Origin of the sequence: Lysobacter sp. CA196 (assembly GCF_052078695.1) — a bacterium.
Taxonomy (GTDB): domain Bacteria; phylum Pseudomonadota; class Gammaproteobacteria; order Xanthomonadales; family Xanthomonadaceae; genus Lysobacter.
Genome location: NZ_JBQJIN010000006.1, coordinates 151,590 through 168,225 on the forward strand (window position 1 = coordinate 151,590; position 16,636 = coordinate 168,225).

Annotated in this window: 20 protein-coding genes and 1 other RNA gene; 14 read left to right on the top strand and 7 right to left on the bottom strand. The window is 66.9% G+C overall.

Annotated features, from left to right (window positions below; translation table 11 throughout):
* Positions 1-32 precede the first annotated feature (32 nt).
* Both ACTOWK_RS08180 and ACTOWK_RS08185 read right to left on the bottom strand, forming a co-directional pair.
* Positions 33-509: an RES family NAD+ phosphorylase gene (locus ACTOWK_RS08180; RefSeq protein ID WP_441329684.1), complete on the bottom strand. Its 477-nt coding sequence runs from the start codon at positions 507-509 to the stop codon at positions 33-35.
* Between the two features lie 34 nt (positions 510-543).
* Positions 544-1,167, bottom strand: a complete 624-nt coding sequence (locus tag ACTOWK_RS08185; RefSeq protein ID WP_441329685.1) for an antitoxin Xre/MbcA/ParS toxin-binding domain-containing protein — start codon at positions 1,165-1,167, stop codon at positions 544-546.
* 165 nt (positions 1,168-1,332) lie between these two features.
* On the opposite strand from ACTOWK_RS08185, the gene ACTOWK_RS08190 reads away from it, so the two are divergent.
* The 7 genes from ACTOWK_RS08190 (at position 1,333) to ACTOWK_RS08220 (ending at position 6,826) form a co-directional block, all read left to right on the top strand.
* On the top strand, positions 1,333-1,809 hold the full coding sequence (locus tag ACTOWK_RS08190; protein WP_441329686.1) for a GNAT family N-acetyltransferase: 477 nt from the start codon (positions 1,333-1,335) through the stop codon (positions 1,807-1,809).
* 298 nt (positions 1,810-2,107) lie between these two features.
* Positions 2,108-2,554, top strand: coding sequence for a hypothetical protein (locus ACTOWK_RS08195; RefSeq protein WP_441329687.1), 447 nt, complete (start codon positions 2,108-2,110; stop codon positions 2,552-2,554).
* 244 nt (positions 2,555-2,798) lie between these two features.
* Complete coding sequence (locus tag ACTOWK_RS08200) at positions 2,799-2,999, top strand: hypothetical protein (protein WP_441329688.1); 201 nt, start codon at positions 2,799-2,801, stop codon at positions 2,997-2,999.
* A 224-nt stretch (positions 3,000-3,223) separates the two neighbouring features.
* Positions 3,224-3,610, top strand: a complete 387-nt coding sequence (locus ACTOWK_RS08205) for a hypothetical protein (RefSeq protein WP_441329689.1) — start codon at positions 3,224-3,226, stop codon at positions 3,608-3,610.
* 230 nt (positions 3,611-3,840) lie between these two features.
* Entirely contained in the window at positions 3,841-4,110 is a 270-nt protein-coding gene (locus ACTOWK_RS08210; protein ID WP_441329690.1) for a DUF2845 domain-containing protein, read from the top strand.
* A gap of 297 nt (positions 4,111-4,407) precedes the next feature.
* A complete protein-coding gene (locus tag ACTOWK_RS08215) occupies positions 4,408-5,247 on the top strand; it encodes a hypothetical protein (RefSeq protein ID WP_441329691.1) in 840 nt (279 codons plus the stop codon).
* Positions 5,248-5,842: 595 nt separating this feature from the next.
* Positions 5,843-6,826: a hypothetical protein gene (locus ACTOWK_RS08220; RefSeq protein ID WP_441329692.1), complete on the top strand. Its 984-nt coding sequence runs from the start codon at positions 5,843-5,845 to the stop codon at positions 6,824-6,826.
* A gap of 173 nt (positions 6,827-6,999) precedes the next feature.
* Here ACTOWK_RS08220 and ssrA read toward each other — a convergent pair.
* Positions 7,000-7,353, bottom strand: a transfer-messenger RNA (tmRNA) gene (gene ssrA, locus ACTOWK_RS08225).
* A gap of 210 nt (positions 7,354-7,563) precedes the next feature.
* Positions 7,564-7,935 (bottom strand): helix-turn-helix domain-containing protein, encoded by a 372-nt coding sequence (locus tag ACTOWK_RS08230; protein ID WP_031373591.1) that lies wholly within the window; start codon positions 7,933-7,935, stop codon positions 7,564-7,566.
* 187 nt (positions 7,936-8,122) lie between these two features.
* Between ACTOWK_RS08230 and ACTOWK_RS08235 the strand changes: the two genes are divergently transcribed.
* From ACTOWK_RS08235 to ACTOWK_RS08245, 3 genes are read left to right on the top strand one after another with little or no spacing between them, the layout of a single operon-like run.
* Positions 8,123-8,446: a hypothetical protein gene (locus tag ACTOWK_RS08235; protein WP_441329693.1), complete on the top strand. Its 324-nt coding sequence runs from the start codon at positions 8,123-8,125 to the stop codon at positions 8,444-8,446.
* Positions 8,446-8,814, top strand: a complete 369-nt coding sequence (locus ACTOWK_RS08240) for a hypothetical protein (RefSeq protein ID WP_441329694.1) — start codon at positions 8,446-8,448, stop codon at positions 8,812-8,814. The genes ACTOWK_RS08235 and ACTOWK_RS08240 overlap by 1 nt, the downstream gene beginning before the upstream one ends.
* A 55-nt stretch (positions 8,815-8,869) precedes the next feature.
* On the top strand, positions 8,870-11,095 hold the full coding sequence (locus ACTOWK_RS08245) for a CHASE domain-containing protein (RefSeq protein WP_441329695.1): 2,226 nt from the start codon (positions 8,870-8,872) through the stop codon (positions 11,093-11,095).
* Positions 11,096-11,303: 208 nt separating this feature from the next.
* Here ACTOWK_RS08245 and smpB read toward each other — a convergent pair whose 3' ends face one another.
* Positions 11,304-11,816, bottom strand: a complete 513-nt coding sequence (gene smpB, locus ACTOWK_RS08250) for an SsrA-binding protein SmpB (protein ID WP_441329696.1) — start codon at positions 11,814-11,816, stop codon at positions 11,304-11,306.
* A gap of 424 nt (positions 11,817-12,240) precedes the next feature.
* On the opposite strand from smpB, the gene ACTOWK_RS08255 reads away from it, so the two are divergent.
* Both ACTOWK_RS08255 and ACTOWK_RS08260 read left to right on the top strand, forming a co-directional pair.
* Positions 12,241-12,708 (top strand): type II toxin-antitoxin system RatA family toxin, encoded by a 468-nt coding sequence (locus ACTOWK_RS08255; RefSeq protein WP_031372714.1) that lies wholly within the window; start codon positions 12,241-12,243, stop codon positions 12,706-12,708.
* A gap of 23 nt (positions 12,709-12,731) precedes the next feature.
* Positions 12,732-13,013 carry an RnfH family protein gene (locus ACTOWK_RS08260; RefSeq protein WP_441329697.1) on the top strand — a complete coding sequence of 94 codons (282 nt, stop codon included), beginning with the start codon at positions 12,732-12,734 and terminating at the stop codon, positions 13,011-13,013.
* A gap of 99 nt (positions 13,014-13,112) precedes the next feature.
* Here ACTOWK_RS08260 and ACTOWK_RS08265 read toward each other — a convergent pair whose 3' ends face one another.
* On the bottom strand, positions 13,113-13,514 hold the full coding sequence (locus tag ACTOWK_RS08265) for an outer membrane protein assembly factor BamE (RefSeq protein ID WP_441329698.1): 402 nt from the start codon (positions 13,512-13,514) through the stop codon (positions 13,113-13,115).
* Positions 13,515-13,735: 221 nt separating this feature from the next.
* On the opposite strand from ACTOWK_RS08265, the gene fur reads away from it, so the two are divergent.
* Positions 13,736-14,137, top strand: a complete 402-nt coding sequence (gene fur, locus ACTOWK_RS08270) for a ferric iron uptake transcriptional regulator (RefSeq protein WP_031372717.1) — start codon at positions 13,736-13,738, stop codon at positions 14,135-14,137.
* An 8-nt stretch (positions 14,138-14,145) separates the two neighbouring features.
* On the top strand, positions 14,146-14,658 hold the full coding sequence (locus ACTOWK_RS08275; protein ID WP_441329699.1) for a DUF2199 domain-containing protein: 513 nt from the start codon (positions 14,146-14,148) through the stop codon (positions 14,656-14,658).
* 161 nt (positions 14,659-14,819) lie between these two features.
* On the opposite strand, the gene recN is transcribed toward ACTOWK_RS08275, so the two are convergent.
* A complete protein-coding gene (gene recN / locus ACTOWK_RS08280; RefSeq protein ID WP_441329700.1) occupies positions 14,820-16,502 on the bottom strand; it encodes a DNA repair protein RecN in 1,683 nt (560 codons plus the stop codon).
* Positions 16,503-16,636 lie beyond the last annotated feature (134 nt).

The window sequence follows — 16,636 nt, forward strand, 5'->3', positions numbered from 1 at the left end:
CGGGCGACGGCGCTGCGCTCCACCGATTCGGCTCAGGCCACCCGGAACAACACGTTGTAGTGGAAGCGCCGGCCGGTGGTCGCGCGCAGTTTCTTCGCGTCGCGGTGTTCGGGATTGATCAGGGCGTTGTATTCCTCCGGCACGATCACCGAAGGCACCAGCAAGATCGCCGAGGCCTGGCTCGCCAGCCATTGCGAACCCACGCGCACGCTGGCCATGCCGGCCGGCACCGCGTCCCAGGCGCCCGGTAGTTCCTGCGGCGACAACTGCATGCGCGCCTTCCACACCGCGGCAGGCACCTCGATCGACACCACGTGCCGGTTCAAGGGCAGGCCGTGCGCGTCGACATAGGCCGCGGTTTCCAACGCCGCCAGCGCCAGCGATGTGGCGGTGTAGAGCACGCGCTGGCCGTCGTCGTTCCAACGCCCCGGCCGCGCCGCCGCGCCGGCGCCGCTGAGATCGTCGGCGCGATAGGCACGGGTTTCGGTGGCGATGCGCCAGAGTTTCATGAGGCGGGCCTCGTCCTTGCGGCTGCGCCGGAGGTCACTGGTAAGAGCCGCTTTCGAGCGAGCCGAGCAAACGCGCGACGACGTCGAAACCGGTCGGGGTGTCGAGCAGGTCGGCCGGCTTGCGGCCGCCGAGCGCCGGTTGCGGCTGCTCGATCCAGCGCCCCAGCCACTTGGCCGAATCGAAGCCGCGCGCGCCTTCGGCGGTGCTCGCATCGACGATGGCCTCGGTGATGCCGAGCAAGCGCATGATGCCGAGCGCGGCCTGGCCGCTGGCGCCGGCGATACGCGCCTGCTGCGCGGCCTTGCTTTCGGCGGTGGCCTTGGCGATGCCGAGGATGGTGAACATGCGCACCGCCGGCAGCTCCATGCTCGCGGCCATGTGCTTCACGACCTGGGCCGGCACGCCCTGGCGTTCGGCCGCCACGCGCTGCAGCGGCGTGGCCGAGCGCAGATAACTGACATAGCCCTTGAGCGTGGCGGGGGCGCCGTGGACGTCCAGCGGCGGCTCCTTGACCGACAGGCCGCGCTGGCGTTGCGAGGCCGGGTAGGCCTGCGATTCCTGCAGGCCGAGCTTGCTTTCGTGCACGCTGGGCTGCGCGCGCCCCGCCGACTTGGCGAGCGGCTTGGCCGGCGAGGGCTTCTTGGCGGCTTTGCTCATGGCGTGGCTCTGTCTGGATCGGGACTCACTCTAGCACAAAACTGGACGGCCATCACGGTGGGCGGCGAGCCCGGTCCCGGGCCCGGACGATGCGCGAGCTGGGCATCGGCGGCAAAATCACCGCTGCATCGGGTCGCCTCGACGACCGGCCATCGAGACAGGGGAATGAACGAATTACGCATCACTTCGCAACGCGAACGCATCGACGTCGGCTTCGTGCATCGGTTTCTGTCCGGGCACAGCACTTGGGCCAAGGGCATCCCGCTGGCCCTGGTCGAGAAATCCCTCGCCCATTCGCTGTGTTTCGGCGGCTTCGTCGACGACCGGCAGGTCGCGTTCGCACGCGTGGTGTCGGACTACGCCACCTTCGCGAATCTGGTCGACGTGTTCGTGTTGCCGGAATGCCGCGGCCTGGGCTACAGCAAGCAACTGGTCGAGGCGGTGTTGGCGCATCCGCAATTGCAGGGGCTGCGTCGTTTCACCCTGGCGACCGCCGATGCGCATGGGCTCTATGCCCGTTATGGCTTCACGGTGCCGCACTATCCGCAGACGCTGATGGAGCGCTATGTCCCGGACATCTACGCATCGGACAGTCCTGCGGCCGCAGGCGAGGTCGCAGGCCATGGGACGGCTTCGCCGTAGATTGATCGAGAGTCGTCGCAGCGGCTGAGCAGCGGCGCGAAAAACCTGCGGCCGGCGTTGAAAACCCGGGTTTCACATGCTGGGCCCGATGCTTCGGGTAGCGTCCTCGCGGCCAATGGCCGAGCCATGCCGGGTCGGTGGCAGGGCCTGCGCCGCCGCCGTTCTGCGTTGTTCTGCGATGGAGTCCATCCGCCATTGGTACTGCATCGAAGGGCCATTTACGGTTGCTATGCTCTGCATGGCGGTTGGGCCGTCGCTCGAAACGCGTCAACGCAATCGTTAAACGTAAGGAGTTTGCATGAACCGCCAATCGCAGATCTTCGTCACCGGGCTGGTACTGGCCATGGCCGCGGCGTCCGCGGCCATGGCGGCCCCGGGCGACCGCCAGGTCTACGAGGACGCCATCGCGCGCGCGTCGCGCGTGTGTCCCGACCATTCGCCCGAACGCACCTCGCCCGGGATCAAGAGCATTCCGGTCGCGGCCTTGCGGGTGATCGAACAACGCAACTACGCCTTGTGCCCGGATCGTCGCCTCGACTCGCAGACGCCGGTGGTCTGGTACGGCCGCGAGGGCGTGTTCGCCTGGAACCCCGCCTCGCGCGGCGCGGCGAAATTGCTGGCGAGCAAGGCCGCGGCCTATGCGAAGGACCAATCCTTTCCGGCCCAGACCGTGGTCTGGAAGCCGAACGGCAAGTTGGCCGAAGGGGCCCTGGTGCCGGCGTTCCGTGGGCGCCTGGTGCGTTGACCGGGCTTGCGGCGACGATTCGCATCGAGCGAACGCCGCCGCGAGTTGAACATCCGCTCCGCGGCGGGCCCGGCTCGAAGCCGTCGCCGGCACCGATCCGCAATGCCCCGAAACCCCGGCCCGCGCCGGGGTTTCGCGTTTTCGGCGATCTCAGGCCGTGCGAGCGCGGCTTGCGATAATTCATCGGGCCCGACGCCTACGCCCCGCCGGCAGGGAAAGATGCCGGCACTTCAAGGAGACCGACATGACCCCGACCCCCGCGGAAAAGACCGGCGAATTCGAGCGCGCCGACAACGGCTGGGTGTTCAAGTACTTCACTCGCGAGGCCACCGGCCTGGTGCTGCGTCACGAGGTGTTCGAAAGCATTTCCGATTTCTTCCAGCGCGTGGACCACCTGTTCAATCGCGTCGACGGCTCCGACGAGCCGCAGTGGCCTGCCGCGTAACCCGTCGTTCGCTGTCCTCCTCATCTCTCTCTCTCTCTCTCTCTCTCGTTTCCTTGGGCTCGCCGGCGACGGCGGGCTTTTTTTGCGATTTTCAGGATCGGAAAATCAGACAGGTGCAACTGAATCGTTCAGCGAATGGCTGGCCTGCGCGATGCGATGCGCTGTCACGTCGGCGCGGCATCGCCCTGGCAGACTGGGTCTTCTTCGACACGATGGGACAGGCCATGACCCGCCGAACGCATTCGACCACGCAGTTGTCCAATGTCGCCTACTCGGCGCCTTTCGTGATTGCCGAGCGTCTGGCGCGCTTCGCCGAGGCAGGCGCCAACCCTTCGGCCCTCGACCAACGCGAGTGGCAGCGCATGCTCGAAGAAAAATGGACCGCCGCCTTGCAGGGGTCGTGGGCGATGTCGGGCGCGCTGTGGGAGGCCTATTACGACGCCTGGTTCAACCTCATGAGCGGTGCATGGACGCCGTGGTCGATGCCGTCGCCGGCCGACTGGTGGGTGCGTAGCGCCCAGAACGGCGAGCGCATCCTGTCGGCCGGGCTCGCACCGGTCGCACGCACGGTGTCGGCGAATCGCAGGCGTCTGGGGCGGCGCAAGGGATGATCGGGGAATCGGGAATCGGGATGGGAGAGTAGGGACTCCCCGACCGGTGTATGCGATCGGTCCAGGTGTTCACCCGATGCCGGTCTTCGCAAGTCGGGCGACTGCATGCGGCGTCCGTCGCACTGTTACAACTCCATCGACGGTCCGGCCTCGCGTTGCGCTAGGGTCATCGGTTTGATCCCGGTCGGATCGACGCCGGTTCGACTTCCCCCACGAGAAAGGGAGTTTCCATGCGCCGCATCGTCATCGCTTTCATCCTGGCAAGTTGCCTGGCCGCACCGGCCTGGGCGCAGTCTGTTTCCTTCGGCAGCAAACTGATCAACGTCGGCGACACCGTCGGCACGGTCCAGCAGGTGGCCGGCAAGCCGGACCGCATCGTGCCGATACAGAACAAATACGGCGCGACGGTCGCCGAACGCTTCGAGTATTACCTGCCCCGCAAGAGCGTGTTGATCACGGTCGTAGAGGGCAAGGTGACCGAGATCAGGGAAGTGTTCTGAGCCAACGCGCGACCCCACGCAACAGCGCCGCAGCGCGACGCAGATAATCCCGGGTCAAGTATCGGGAGCGGCGCAGCCTGAGATCAGGGCTGCGCTGTGCGGCGTTGCAGCCAAGCAGCTTCAAGCCAAGCGGTTTCGAGCCAAGCAGTAACAAACCCAGCAATAACAAGCCCGGCAGTTTCAAACCCGGCCGTTACAAGCCAGAGCCGCCCGCCGATGCCCGGCCGTTGAAGCTGCGGCCGTTAATTCAGTTGCCGCCAGGGTAACCTCGGCATTCTTTCGGACCAGCACGCGGCGATGCTGTTGTTCCTGCGTGGGCGTTATGCCGAGGGTTTGGAGATCGTCGATCAAGCCGAGTGCTTGTTGCCGCTTTTGCCTGTGGGCCAACCGGAATCGGAGGCGCATGCGCAAATGGCCTGCACGCGCGTATGGCCCCTGGTGGCGCTGGGGCGGGTGCCGGAAGCGCGCCGCAACCAGGAACGCTGCGCGCGTGGCAATGCGCCGGCTTCGCGTTACCGGGCCTTGCTCAGCAAGATCGATATCGAAATCCTGGTCGGCGACCGCGTCCAGGCCGCGACTTTGCTGGGCCAGGCCGAGCAAGCCCTGCCGAACATGCCCCCCGAACGTTGGATCCATCTTATGGAAGTGGCCCGGCTTGCGAACGAGCTAGGCGAAAGGGAGAAATCCGAACGCATCTACGCGCAGCTGCTTTCGCAGTTGCGGCCTACCGGCTTTTCGGGATTGGTCGCCCAGACCCTGACGGGGCAGGCCGAAAGCGCGGCGGTCCGGGGCGACTGGGAGCGCAGCCGCCCCCTTGCTGCCGAGGCTCGCCGCTTGCTTCGCGGCGAGGTGTGGTTCTTGGGCAGGCGCCTGGACCTGCTCGACATCGTCGATGCGCGCGGGCGCGGCGACGAGCCTGCGGCAGTCGCGATGGCGAGCAAGTTGCATGCGCCTGTGCATCAGCTGGGCGATGTGGTCGCGCAGATGCAACTGCACAGCCTGTTCGAGCCGGGTGCGCTCGAAGGCGACTGTAGTGCGGCCGAACGCGAGGCCCTGGTCGCCCGCACCGGCATGCGCGGCATTCACCTCGATTGGCTCACGCCTGCACGCGGTATGGCTCAAGGCGCTGCGCACTAGCGGTACTGCTGCGCGGGCGAGGTTCGGCGGCTTTCCGCGGCCGCGGTTCGCACTCAGGCCTCGAGCCGGTTGCGCTCATTGTCGCAGGCATCGCCCGCTGAGGGCGGTCGTGTGCATGGGGCGTAGGGCTGGCGAACCGGGCAGGGCGGTCCTGCGCCAGTAATCACGCATGAAGGCGTGCGCTCCGGCCGCTGTTGCGCGGCCGTCTTATCTCGCCGATGCCGCCTGGTTCGAAGAATAGTGAACGCCCGATGCACGGTTTTCTTTCCGGCGCCCGAACGAACGCTTTTTTTATTCTCTGCGAGACGGTGTTCTCTGTATCGTTCGGTTCGCAGTCGATCGCCGTGATGCGCGCTTACGAAGGCTGCGAAGTATCCGGGCCGGCGTGGTTGCAAATTGTCGCGCCCGACAACGGGTGCGCCGGCGGTGCAACAGAACCACCGAGTGAAGATCGAAAGCGAACAGACCCACCGCTGTTCGTCGCATGTTGATACCCCATGGAATCGCTCGCCGGCTGCCTCGCAGCTTCGGCGGTCGCTCGGCTGCGCGTCGTTCGGCCGTAACGGTCGTCGCAATGGCATCGGATTGAGGTTGGATGAGCAGGACGGATTTCTCCCAGGAACGCAGGCTGCATATCGCCGCTTCGTCGATCGCGGTGGCGACGACGTTGTCGATCGGTGCGTTGTTGCTTCGCCCGGTCGCGTTGCCGTCGACGGCGTCGGCGATGGAGGTGGTGCTGATCGATCGCATCGATCGTATCGAGCGTATCGAGCGCATCGATCCGGCGCCTGCGGTTTCGCAGCCGATCATCCGGCGCCCCGGCACGGCAGCGCCGGTCGGCAAGCACCCGGGTCCGCGGCGCGAATCGATGCGTCAACCCGAAAATGCAGCGCTGTCCCCGCAAAAGCCGGCTGCCGCCGAACAGCCGGCGCCCGATCGTTTCGGCTTGCGCCCCCGCAACGCGCCGGCCGACCCGGCGCCGGCAGCGACACCGCGCGTGCCTGGATCACCGGGCGAACGCAGTCAGTACTACGCCAAGAAGTTGCTCGAACGCCGCAGTCCGCTGGGAGAGCAGCCCCCGCCGCTGCACGACTGGTTCGACGAGGGTAAAACCACCGGCAAAGGACAGACGGTGTCCGAGCGGATCGCCGAAGCCCTGTTCGGGAAGGACATCCAGTCGGCGAAGCCGCGGCCGCCGCCGTCGCCGCGGTTCCGGCCGGAACTGCATGAGCGGCCGTCCGACCTCGGCAGCGAAGCGACCGGCAATGCCTACAAGGCCGCTGCGGTCGGTTACGAAAAACTTCCCGGCCTCGAAGGCGAAGCCAGCCGCCGCATCCGCGAAGCCATCGAGCTATTGCTCAAGCTGCCCTCGGTTTGCGAGCGACACAGCGTCGAGGAATGGCTGGCGCCGGCACGCAAGCACCTGGCCGAATTGGAGCGCGTGGAATACGCCTACGGCCACGGCGCCGACCCGATACGCCGCGAGCACATGCTGCCGCGCGCCGCCGACACCGCCTACGACCAGGCACGGCGCGCCATCGCCTATGCGGAAGGGCGGTTGCCGGGGTGCGGGAAGTGAGCGGCTGGAAACTAGTAACTAGTAGTGAGGCGCGCGTGCGGGACGCTGGCTTCGCGGCATTGGAGGGCGCGGCCATGCCGGTGGCGGGAGCTGGGGTGTTCGCTTGGTACAAATACAAAAAAAGCCGGAAACCGTGAGGTTTCCAGCTTCGTTTGCGATCCGTGGATCGGTATTGGTGGAGGTGGGCGGAATCGAACCGCCGTCCGAAGGCACTCCATCCCCGGCACTACATGCTTAGCGCTCCGTTAGATCTCGCCCCCGAACAGCACGGCGCGCAAAGCGCATCCAGGAGCCAGCCTGTTTTGAGTTGACCGGGTGCTGACAGGCAACCACTCCCGGCGATTCCGTGATAATGACCCTACATTGCGAGCACGGACACAAGCAATTTCGGGGCTTACGCCTTAAGCGGCGAGAGCGTAGTTGTCGTCGTTGGCAACTAAAAGTTTGCAGCTGGATTTACGAGGAAAGCTACCCCCTCGGCATGCGCCAAGTGATTTCGCGACCCCCGTCGAAGCCAGTGCACCCCCGGGGACAGCAACCATCGCTGACGTGTTCAGTATAGGGGCTGGCGGCGGGTTCTCAAGCGTTACCGTGTAATGACGCACCGGCGATTCAGGCGCGGGGCTCGCCGCACGGGCGTGCGCGCGAGCCGGACGGCGCCGATGGGCCGGCGCGGATCGGCCGTCTGTCGTGGTTGTGCTGGATGCGCGGACTGTCGCGGCCGTAGCCGCGCCGGCTCAGTTGCCGTCGAGCAGTTCGATCAGGGCGCGGCGCTTCTTGCGCGACAGCTTGCGCATCAGGCCCATCAGCCGCAGTTCGTCGGGGTCGCTGTATTTGGCGGCGTTTTCGCGCACCGACAGCGATTTGCCTTCGATGGTGCCGCGGCCGGTCGCCAGCCATTCGAAGCTGACGTGTTGCTGCACGGCGATCTGCAGCATGCGCTCGAGTTCGGGCAGGGCCAGGCCCACCAGCCACTTGCGGGCGGTTTCGCGGCTGACGTCGTAGTAAGCGGATAGCGCGCCTGTGCGGGCCCGGCCTTTGGCGAATCCGGAAAAGTCGAGGGCCTGGTGCAGCCGATTGGCGAATTCTTGGTGAGGCGCGTTGGTCATGAGGTCTCGCCGGAGCATCCTGCAGGGCTGAAACGTGGCGCCGCCCACCCTGGCTGTCGGCCGGGCGAGGATAGCGCAACTCATTGTTGCGTACGCTTCCCGAAATTGATCACTCTTTTTGGTCGTTGAAAAGAGCAATTTGCGGTGGTAACTTGGCTGGGCATGGATGCCAGTCAGAGGTCAGGCTATGGAAGGCAGAGCTAAAAAGAAGGCCCGGCGGAGTGCCGGGAAGACCGCGAAAGTAGCCGCTCGGCCCCGTTCGGCGCCGCGCTCCCGGGTCGAGCGCAGGCGGGCGCAGCACGAATCGCCCAACCCCATCGAACGCTATATCGCCTGTTTCGTCACCGCCCGCGAGGCGGCCTCGGCGGCCGGGGTGTCGGCGGCGATGCTGCGGCGCATGCGGGTGCGCGGCTATGTTTCGACCCGGGCGCGGGCGCTGCTGATGGCGCAAGCCTGTGAGTTCCGGGTCGAGGCGGTCGAGCTGATGGCCTTGCCGAAGGGGGACGGCTGATGGCCGGTTCCGATTGGGGGCAGGGGCTCGGCGCGGTGCTGCTGCAGCCGGTCGCGCTCGGCCTGGGAATGTGCCTGCTGCTCGCCGCGGCGGGCCTGGCCGGTTGGTGGCAGTGGCGACGGCGGCGCTTGTCGCCGTACGAGCGCCTGGCCCGGCGTGCCGACCGTAACGGCCGCGCCTTGCTGCAACTGGCCGACGAGATCGAGGGTTTTCTGATCCGCCAACACGAGGCCGGCGTCTCGATACGCCAGCAGCGGCACTGGCCGCAGTTGTGCCGGCAGGTCGCGACCGAGCACCTGGAGTGCATCAACTGCCTGCTGCTGGAAGGGGTCTGGCACGAGCACGACAAACCGCACGACGACCGTTGATCGGCGGGCGGGCCTGTGATGCCTTGCAGACAAGTCGGCGGGTATGCTTGCGGCGATGACGACGACCGATCCGGCCGCCCACGCCCGCCCCGCGAACGACGGGGTCGACTCCGAACTTTCCGGCCTGATGCCGCGCCGCGGTTATCTGCTCGCGCTGGCGGTGCTGATCGGCGCCTTGATCCTGGTGTTCACCGCGTGGCGGATCGCGCGCGACCGCGAACTGCGCTCGGCCCAGGCCGAGTTCATCAGCCAGACCGTGCAGGTCACCGAGCTGATCCAGCAGCGTCTGGTCAATTACGAACTGGTCGCGCGCGGAGGCGTATCCCTGTTCGCTTCGGTGCAGCGGCCGACCGCGGCGCAGTGGAAGGCCTATGTCGAGGGCATGAACATGCAGCGCCGGTTTCCGGCGACGCTGGGCCTGGGCTTCAGTGGTTACGTGCCGCAGCGGCTGCTGGTGCAGTTGCAGAACGAATGGCGCGACGCCGGTTACGGCCTGCTGTCGATACGGCCGCAGGGCCGGCGCGAGGTCTACGGGCCGATCCTGTACCTGGAGCCGAAGACGCCGGCCAACGTGGCCGCGATCGGCTACGACATGTACGCCGAAGACGTGCGTCACGCCGCCCTGGCCGCGGCGTTGGATTCGGGCCAGGCTTGGCTGTCGGGCAAGATCCAGTTGATCCAGGACGGCGACAAGAAGAACACCGGCATGCTGCTGGCCTTGCCGGTGTATCTGGGCGGTGGGCGCCCGCAGACCCTGGAGCTGCGGCGTGCGGAAATGCAGGGCTGGGTGTATGTGCCGTTCCGGATGGAAAGCTTCGTCGAGGTGGCGCTGGGCGACACCCATGACGACATGCGCTTTCGCATCTTCGATGAAACCGGCGGGCGCGACGAACTGTTGTACGCCAGCCCGAACCTGAAGACCGACGTGACCGCGGCCTTCGTGCACCGCGCCGCATTCGACATCTACGGCCGTACCTGGCGCATCGAATACGAATCGGCGCCGGTCGAGGAGGCGGTGCCGCGCCTGGAAGGCCTGCGCAACATGTTCGCCCTTGGGCTGTTCTCGGCGTTGCTGCTGTACAGCATCGCGCTGATGCTGGCGCGCACCGAATCGCGCGCGCGCAGCATCGCACTGCGCATGACCGAGGACTTCCGCCGCAGCGAAACCCGGTTCCGCAGCGCGATGCAGTATTCGGCGATCGGCAAGGCCTTGCTCGACAGCGAAGGGCGCATCGTCGACTCCAACCCGGCTCTGTCGACCATCGTCGGCCTGGACGCGCCGCATCTGCTCGGCCAGCGTTTCGACAGCCTGCTCGAGGACGAGGATGCCGAGTTGCCGGGCGGCACCAGCCATACCGAAGAGGACGGCGTGCACCGGGCGACGCGCCGTCTGCGCCGTCCGCACGGTGTCGCACGCCAGGTGCAACTGACCTATTCGCCGGTGCCCGGCAACGTCGGCCAGGACATCAGCGGCCTGGTCCAGGTCGAGGACGTGACCGAGCGCCTGCGCGCGGAAGCGCGCGTGCACGCGCTCAACCGCACCCTGGAGGCGCGCGTGGCGCTGCGCACGCGCGAGCTCAGTCAGGCCAATCAGGAACTGGAAGCCTTCGCCTATAGCGTCTCGCACGACCTGCGCGCGCCCTTGCGCGCGATCGACGGGTTCAGCCGCATCCTCGGCGAGAAATACGCCGACCGTTTCGACGCCGCCGGCAACGATTACCTGGCGCGGGTGCGCAAGGCCGCCGCGCGCATGGGCGATCTGATCGATGCGCTGCTGAAGATGTCGCGCCTGGCGCGCAGCGAACTCAAGCACGAATCGGTCGACCTGAGCCGGATCGCCAATGAGGTGATCGAAGAGCTGCGCATGGGCGACGCCCAGCGCAAGGTCGAGGCGTCGATCGAGCCGGGTATGCAGGTGTTCGGCGATGCCTCGCTGCTGCGCAACCTGCTCGGCAACCTGCTTGGCAACGCCTGGAAATTCACCCGCGACCGCGACCCGGCGCGGATCGAGTTCGGCACCCAGGAAACCGCGAGCGGCGTGCGCGAGTTCTATTTGCGCGACAACGGCACCGGCTTTCCGCAGGCCTATGTCGACAAGCTGTTCCGGCCGTTCCAGCGTCTGCACAGCGTCGAGGATTTCGCCGGCCACGGCATCGGCCTGGCCTCGGTCAAGCGCATCGTCGAGCGCCACGGCGGCACGATCCGCGCCGAAGGCCGCGAAGGCGAGGGCGCGGTGTTCCATTTCACCCTGCCGCACGACGGGGCGGGGCGAGGGGAGTGAGGTTGCAGAGCCGTGCGCTGAGAGGGGCCGCTAAGGCGGTGTGTTAAAGCCTGGCGAGCAGCCGGCTTGCGCCGCTCCTGCCCCGAGAGCGGCAGCCCGATCCTTGTAGGAGCGGCGTGAGCCGCGACCACGAAACTCCGCACGCCGGCGCCAACGGCCGCGGCCCGCGATGGCGGGCCGGGTGTTTCGTGCCGGGTGAAGCGTGGGGTCAGGCGTTGCGGTTGTGCTTACGCATCACGCGCTGCTTTTCGCGCGCCCAGTCGCGCTCCTTGCTCGCCTCGCGCTTGTCGTGGCTCTGCTTGCCCTTGGCCAGCGAGATTTCCAGCTTGACCTTGTTGCCTTTCCAGTACATCGCGGTCGGCACTACCGTGTAGCCGTCGCGCTGGACGCGGCCGATCAGGTTGTCGATCTCCTCGCGGTGCAGCAGCAGCTTGCGGGTGCGGCGTTCCTCGGCGACCACGTGGGTCGAGGCGGAGATCAGCGGGCTGATCTGCGCGCCGATCAGGAACATCTCGTCGCGCAGGATGACGGCGTAGCTTTCGGTGATGTTTGCGCGTCCGGCGCGGATGGATTTGAGCTCCCAACCCTGCAGCGACAGACCGGCCTCGAAGCGTTCCTCGAGGTGGTAATCGTGACGCGCACGCTTGTTCAGCGCGATGGTGCCGCCCGCGCTGCCCTTTCCTTTATCCTTGCCGGCCTTGTTGTTCGTATTTTTAGCCATGACAGATTGTCCACGATCCGGAGGCCATTTGAGTAGCCGTCTCCGGTTTTGGATGAAGATCCACGATCCGGAGGCGGTTTGAGTAGTCGTTCCGGGTTTTGAATGAGGATGTCCACGATCCGGAGGCCATTTGAGTAGCCGTCTCCGGTTTTGGATGAAGATCCACGATCCGGAGGCAACCGAAGTGGCCGTAGGTCAGGTTGAAATTCCACGATCCCGGGGCGGTTGCCACCGACACGGGTTTGTTTAGCTCCACGATCCGGCTTCGATTCGACACCACCCAAGACCGCCGCCCGGCTACGATGCCTGTCCTGAAGCGAGCTCTCGGCCCGGTTACTCGAACGGTGCCAGCCGACTGCAGGGGCGGCCGATCCATCCACTTCCCGCTTGAAATCCGCCCCGCGGACCTTATTGCGATAAGCACATGCCTACGATTCGCCGTTCCGCCCTCGTCGAACACTCCGCCGCGCGCATGTTCGCGCTGGTCAACGATGTCGCCGCGTACCCGCGTCGTTTCGACTGGTGCGAGCAGGCGCTGGTGCTCGAAGCCGACGAGGCCCACATGGTGGCGCGGCTCGACCTGGGCCTGGGCGCGCTGCGGACCTGGTTCACCACCCACAACAGCTTGTCGCCGCCGCACCACATCGAGCTCAAGCTGGTCGACGGGCCGTTCCGCAAGCTCGGCGGGCGCTGGGAATTCCACGCCCTCGACGAATCGGCCTGCAAGGTCACCCTGACCCTGGAATTCGAGCCGGCGGTGAAACTGCTGGGGCCGGCCATGGCGCTGGGTTTCCAGAGCCTGGCCGACCGCATGGTCGACGATTTCGTCCGGGTCGCCGATCGCGGCGCCGAACCGGCGCTGCCGTCGGTGACCGGCCCGAGCCCGGCCTGAGGCCTGGCCGTGAAGATCGAGCCGTGAAGATCGAACTGGTCCGTGCCTGGCCGCGCCGCTTCGAGGCGCTGAGCCTGGAACTGACCGACGGCGCCACGGTGGCCGATGCGCTCGCCGCGGCCGGTTGGGGTACGGATGCCGAAGGTGCGAACGCCGAAATCAGCGGCTACGCCATATTCGGGGTCAAGGCGCTGGCGGACACGCCGCTGCGCGATGGCGACCGGCTCGAACTGCTGCGGCCCCTGCAGCTCGACCCGAAAGAAGCGCGCCGTCGCCGCGCCGCCGACCACCCGATCAAGAAATAACGACCCGGCAAACAACGACGGCCCGGACGCAGAGCGGCCGGACCGGCAGGGCATTGCAACAGCGGCAGGCGGCGCGACCGCAAGGCCGCGCGGCGGGGATCAGCGCCGGCGGCGCTTGTCCTTATCCTTGTCCTTGGCCAGGTTGCGGCCGAACTGCTTGACCGAGGCGCGGGCGATCTGCTCGTCCTGCTCGGCGAAGTAGTCGCCTTCCCACTTGGTCAGGCTGTCGTTTTCGAACCACAGGGTCAGGTTCTTGCGATCGGTGTGGCCGAGGCGGTCGACGCGCTGGGTCGAGGTGTAGTCCCAGCGGTTCTGATGGAACGGGTCTTCGACCGAGGGGGTGCCCAGCAGCAATTGCACCTGCTGCTTGGTCATGCCGGTCTGGAGCTGGTCGATCGCGGTCTTCTCGAGCAGGTTGCCCTGGTAGATCGGCTGCTTGTAGATGATGCCGCAGCCGGCGGTGAGCATGGACAACGAGAGGACGAGCAGGAGCTTACGCATCGGGTAGGGTTCTGCGGCAGTCGAAGGCAACGGGGCCGATGATACACTGAAGCCCGCACCCACCAAGGGCGGATCACGGCGCGCGGAGACCCCTCGCGTTCATCCGCCATTCCGGCCCAGCCAGCCCCGTCCGCTCCATGCGCAGCCGCCCGCGGCCACGGCCAGCCGGTCAACACCCAGGCACGGCGAACGCCGGCCGAATCGATCTGAAGGGAACACTCATGGAATCGCAGGACCTGCGCAACGTCGGACTCAAGGTCACCCATCCGCGCTTGCGGATCCTGGAGCTGCTGGAGCAGTCCAAGCCGCGCCACATGACCGCCGAGGACATCTACCGGATGTTGCTGGAAAAGGGCGAGGACATCGGCCTGGCCACGGTCTATCGCGTGCTGACCCAGTTCGAGTCGGCGGGCTTGGTGCTCAAGCACAACTTCGAGGCCGGCCAGTCGGTGTACGAACTCGACCGCGGCCATCACCACGACCACATGGTCGACATCGACAGCGGCAAGATCATCGAGTTCGAAAGCTCGGAGATCGAAGAGCTGCAGCGCAAGATCGCGGCCAAGCACGGCTACGAGATCGAAGAGCACTCGCTGGTCCTGTACGTGCGCAAGAAGAAGTGAAGGCCGATATGTCCGGCGAGACGATGTTGCCGTGCTCGTGCTGCGGCGAACTCGTCGCGCTGTCGGACATGGAGTATTCCTTCACCTTTCCTGACGCCTACCACGCCCTCGACAACGCCGCGCGCTGCGCGCCGGACACCTTTTGCGACGCGAACTTCTGCGCGATCGGCAGCGGCCAGTTGTTCGTGCGCGGGGTGATCCCGTTGCCGGTCGAAGGCGGCGACGACTACTGCATCGGCGCCTGGGTCGAGTTGGTCGAACACGATTGGCGCCTGGCGCGGATGATGTGGGACGAGCCCGGCAACGACCGCGTGCCCGAGTTCGCCGGGACCCTCGCCAACCACATTCCGCGCGTCTACGAGTTCAGCACCCTCGGCCTGGAGCTGCGGGTGCAGTTGCACGACGACACCCGGCCGACCTTCCGCCTGGTCGACAGCGGCCATCCGCTCGAAGACGAGCAGCGCCAGGGCATCACCCCGCACCGGGCGGCGTTCTTCACCGGGCTGCCGGACCTCGATTGAGGCGGCTCAATCGAGCTTGCTCGATTGATACAAGCCGAACGAGCTTGCTCGATTGATACAAACCGAACGAGCTTGTTCGATCGATACAGGCCGAAGCGGCTCCGAGGCTGAGCTTGATGTCGGCGCCGAGTCCCGAGACCCGAGTCCCGAACACCCCGACCTCAGACCACGTCGGCCAGCAGTCGCTTGGCCGCGGCGCGCACTTCTTTATTGAGTTCGATGCCGCCGAGCATGCGCGCGAGTTCTTCCTCGCGCTGCTTGGCGCCGAGCACCTGCACTGCGCTCTGGGTGACGCCTTCGCTGGCGGCCTTGCTGACCCGGTAGTGGGCATGGCCCTGGGCCGCGACCTGGGCCAGATGGGTCACGCACAGCACCTGGCGGCTGGCGCCGAGCGCGCGCAGCTTCTGCCCGACGATCTCGGCCACGGCGCCGCCGATGCCGGAATCGACCTCGTCGAAGACCATGGTCGCGACCGCGTCCAGGCCGAAGGCCGCGACTTCGATCGCCAGCGAGATGCGCGAGAGTTCGCCGCCCGAGGCGACCTTGCGCAGCGGCCGGGCCGGCTGGCCGGGATTGGCTGCGACCAGGAATTCGACGCGCTCGCCGCCTTGCGGGTCGGGGCGGTCCTCGTCGAGCGGTTCCAGGGCGACGTCGAAGCGCCCGCCGCCCATGCCGAGTTCGCCGATCAGCACGCTGGTGGTGTCGGACAGGCTCTTGGCGGCCTTGCGGCGCGCCTCGCCGAGGGTGTCGGCGGCGCGGCGCCACTGCGCGCGCGCGCTTTGGATTTCGCCGTCGAGCACCTGCAGGCGGTCGCCGGCGCTGCGCAGTTGGTCGAGTTCGCCAGCCATGCCGTCGCGGGTGGCCGGCAGTTGTTCCGGTGCGACCCGGTGCTTGCGCGCCAGCTCGTGCAGGCGGCCGATCTTGTTTTCGATCTGCTCGAAAGCCGACGGGTCGAGGTCGAGGTCGTCGCGGACCCGGTCGAGCAGGGTCAGGGCTTCGTCGATCTGGATCGCGGCGTTGTCGAGCATGGCGTCGACATCGTTCAGGCGCGGCTCGTGTTCGGCGACGCGCTGCAGCTCGCCGCGCACCTGTTGCACCAGCCGGGTCAGCGACGGGCCTTCGTCGCCGCCGAGGCGGGCGAAGGCCGATTCGCAGGCGGCGATCAGGCCGGCGGCATGGGCGTGGCGGCGATGGTCGCTGAGCAGCTTGGCCAGGGCCTCGGCTTCGAGCACTTCGCGTTCCAGCTCGGTGTGCTGATGTTCGAGCCAGGCGATGCGGTCGGAGACGTCGCCCTGCGCCGACAAGGTGTCGCGTTCGCGCAGCAGCGCGCTCCACTGCTGCGCGGCGGCCTCGACCGTGGCCAGCGGCGCGTCGTGGCGGCCGTAGGCGTCGAGCAGGCCGAGCTGGCTGGCGCGCGACATCAGTGCCTGGTGTTCGTGCTGGCCGTGGATCTCGACCAAGCGAGAGGTCAAATCCGCCAGCTGGTTCAAAGTCACCGGCCGCCCATTGACCCAGGCCCGCGAGCCACCGTCGGCGCGGATCACCCGGCGGATCTGGCAGATCGGGGCCTCGCCGTCGCCGGTTTCGTCGAGTTCGTTGTCGCGCAACCAGGCGGCGGCCAACGGGGCATCGTCGAGGGTGAAGTCGGCGACCAGTTCGGCGCGGTCGGCGCCATGGCGGACCACGCCGCTGTCGGCGCGCAGGCCGGACAGCAGACCGAGAGCGTCGACCAGCAGCGACTTGCCGGCACCGGTTTCGCCGGAGATCACGGTGAGGCCGGGACCGAAGCTGAGTTCGGCGGCGCTGACGACGGCGAATTGCTTGAGCGAGAGGTGAGCGAGCATGCGGCGGCGATTGTGCCTTGGCGGCGAGGGACTGGGAATGGGCGGCAAGCGGGCCGGAGGGTAGGGCGGATGCGGATCACAGGCTGAGACGGCCAGACGCGCGCGCTGCCGGCAGTGTGCACGAGGATGCTTAC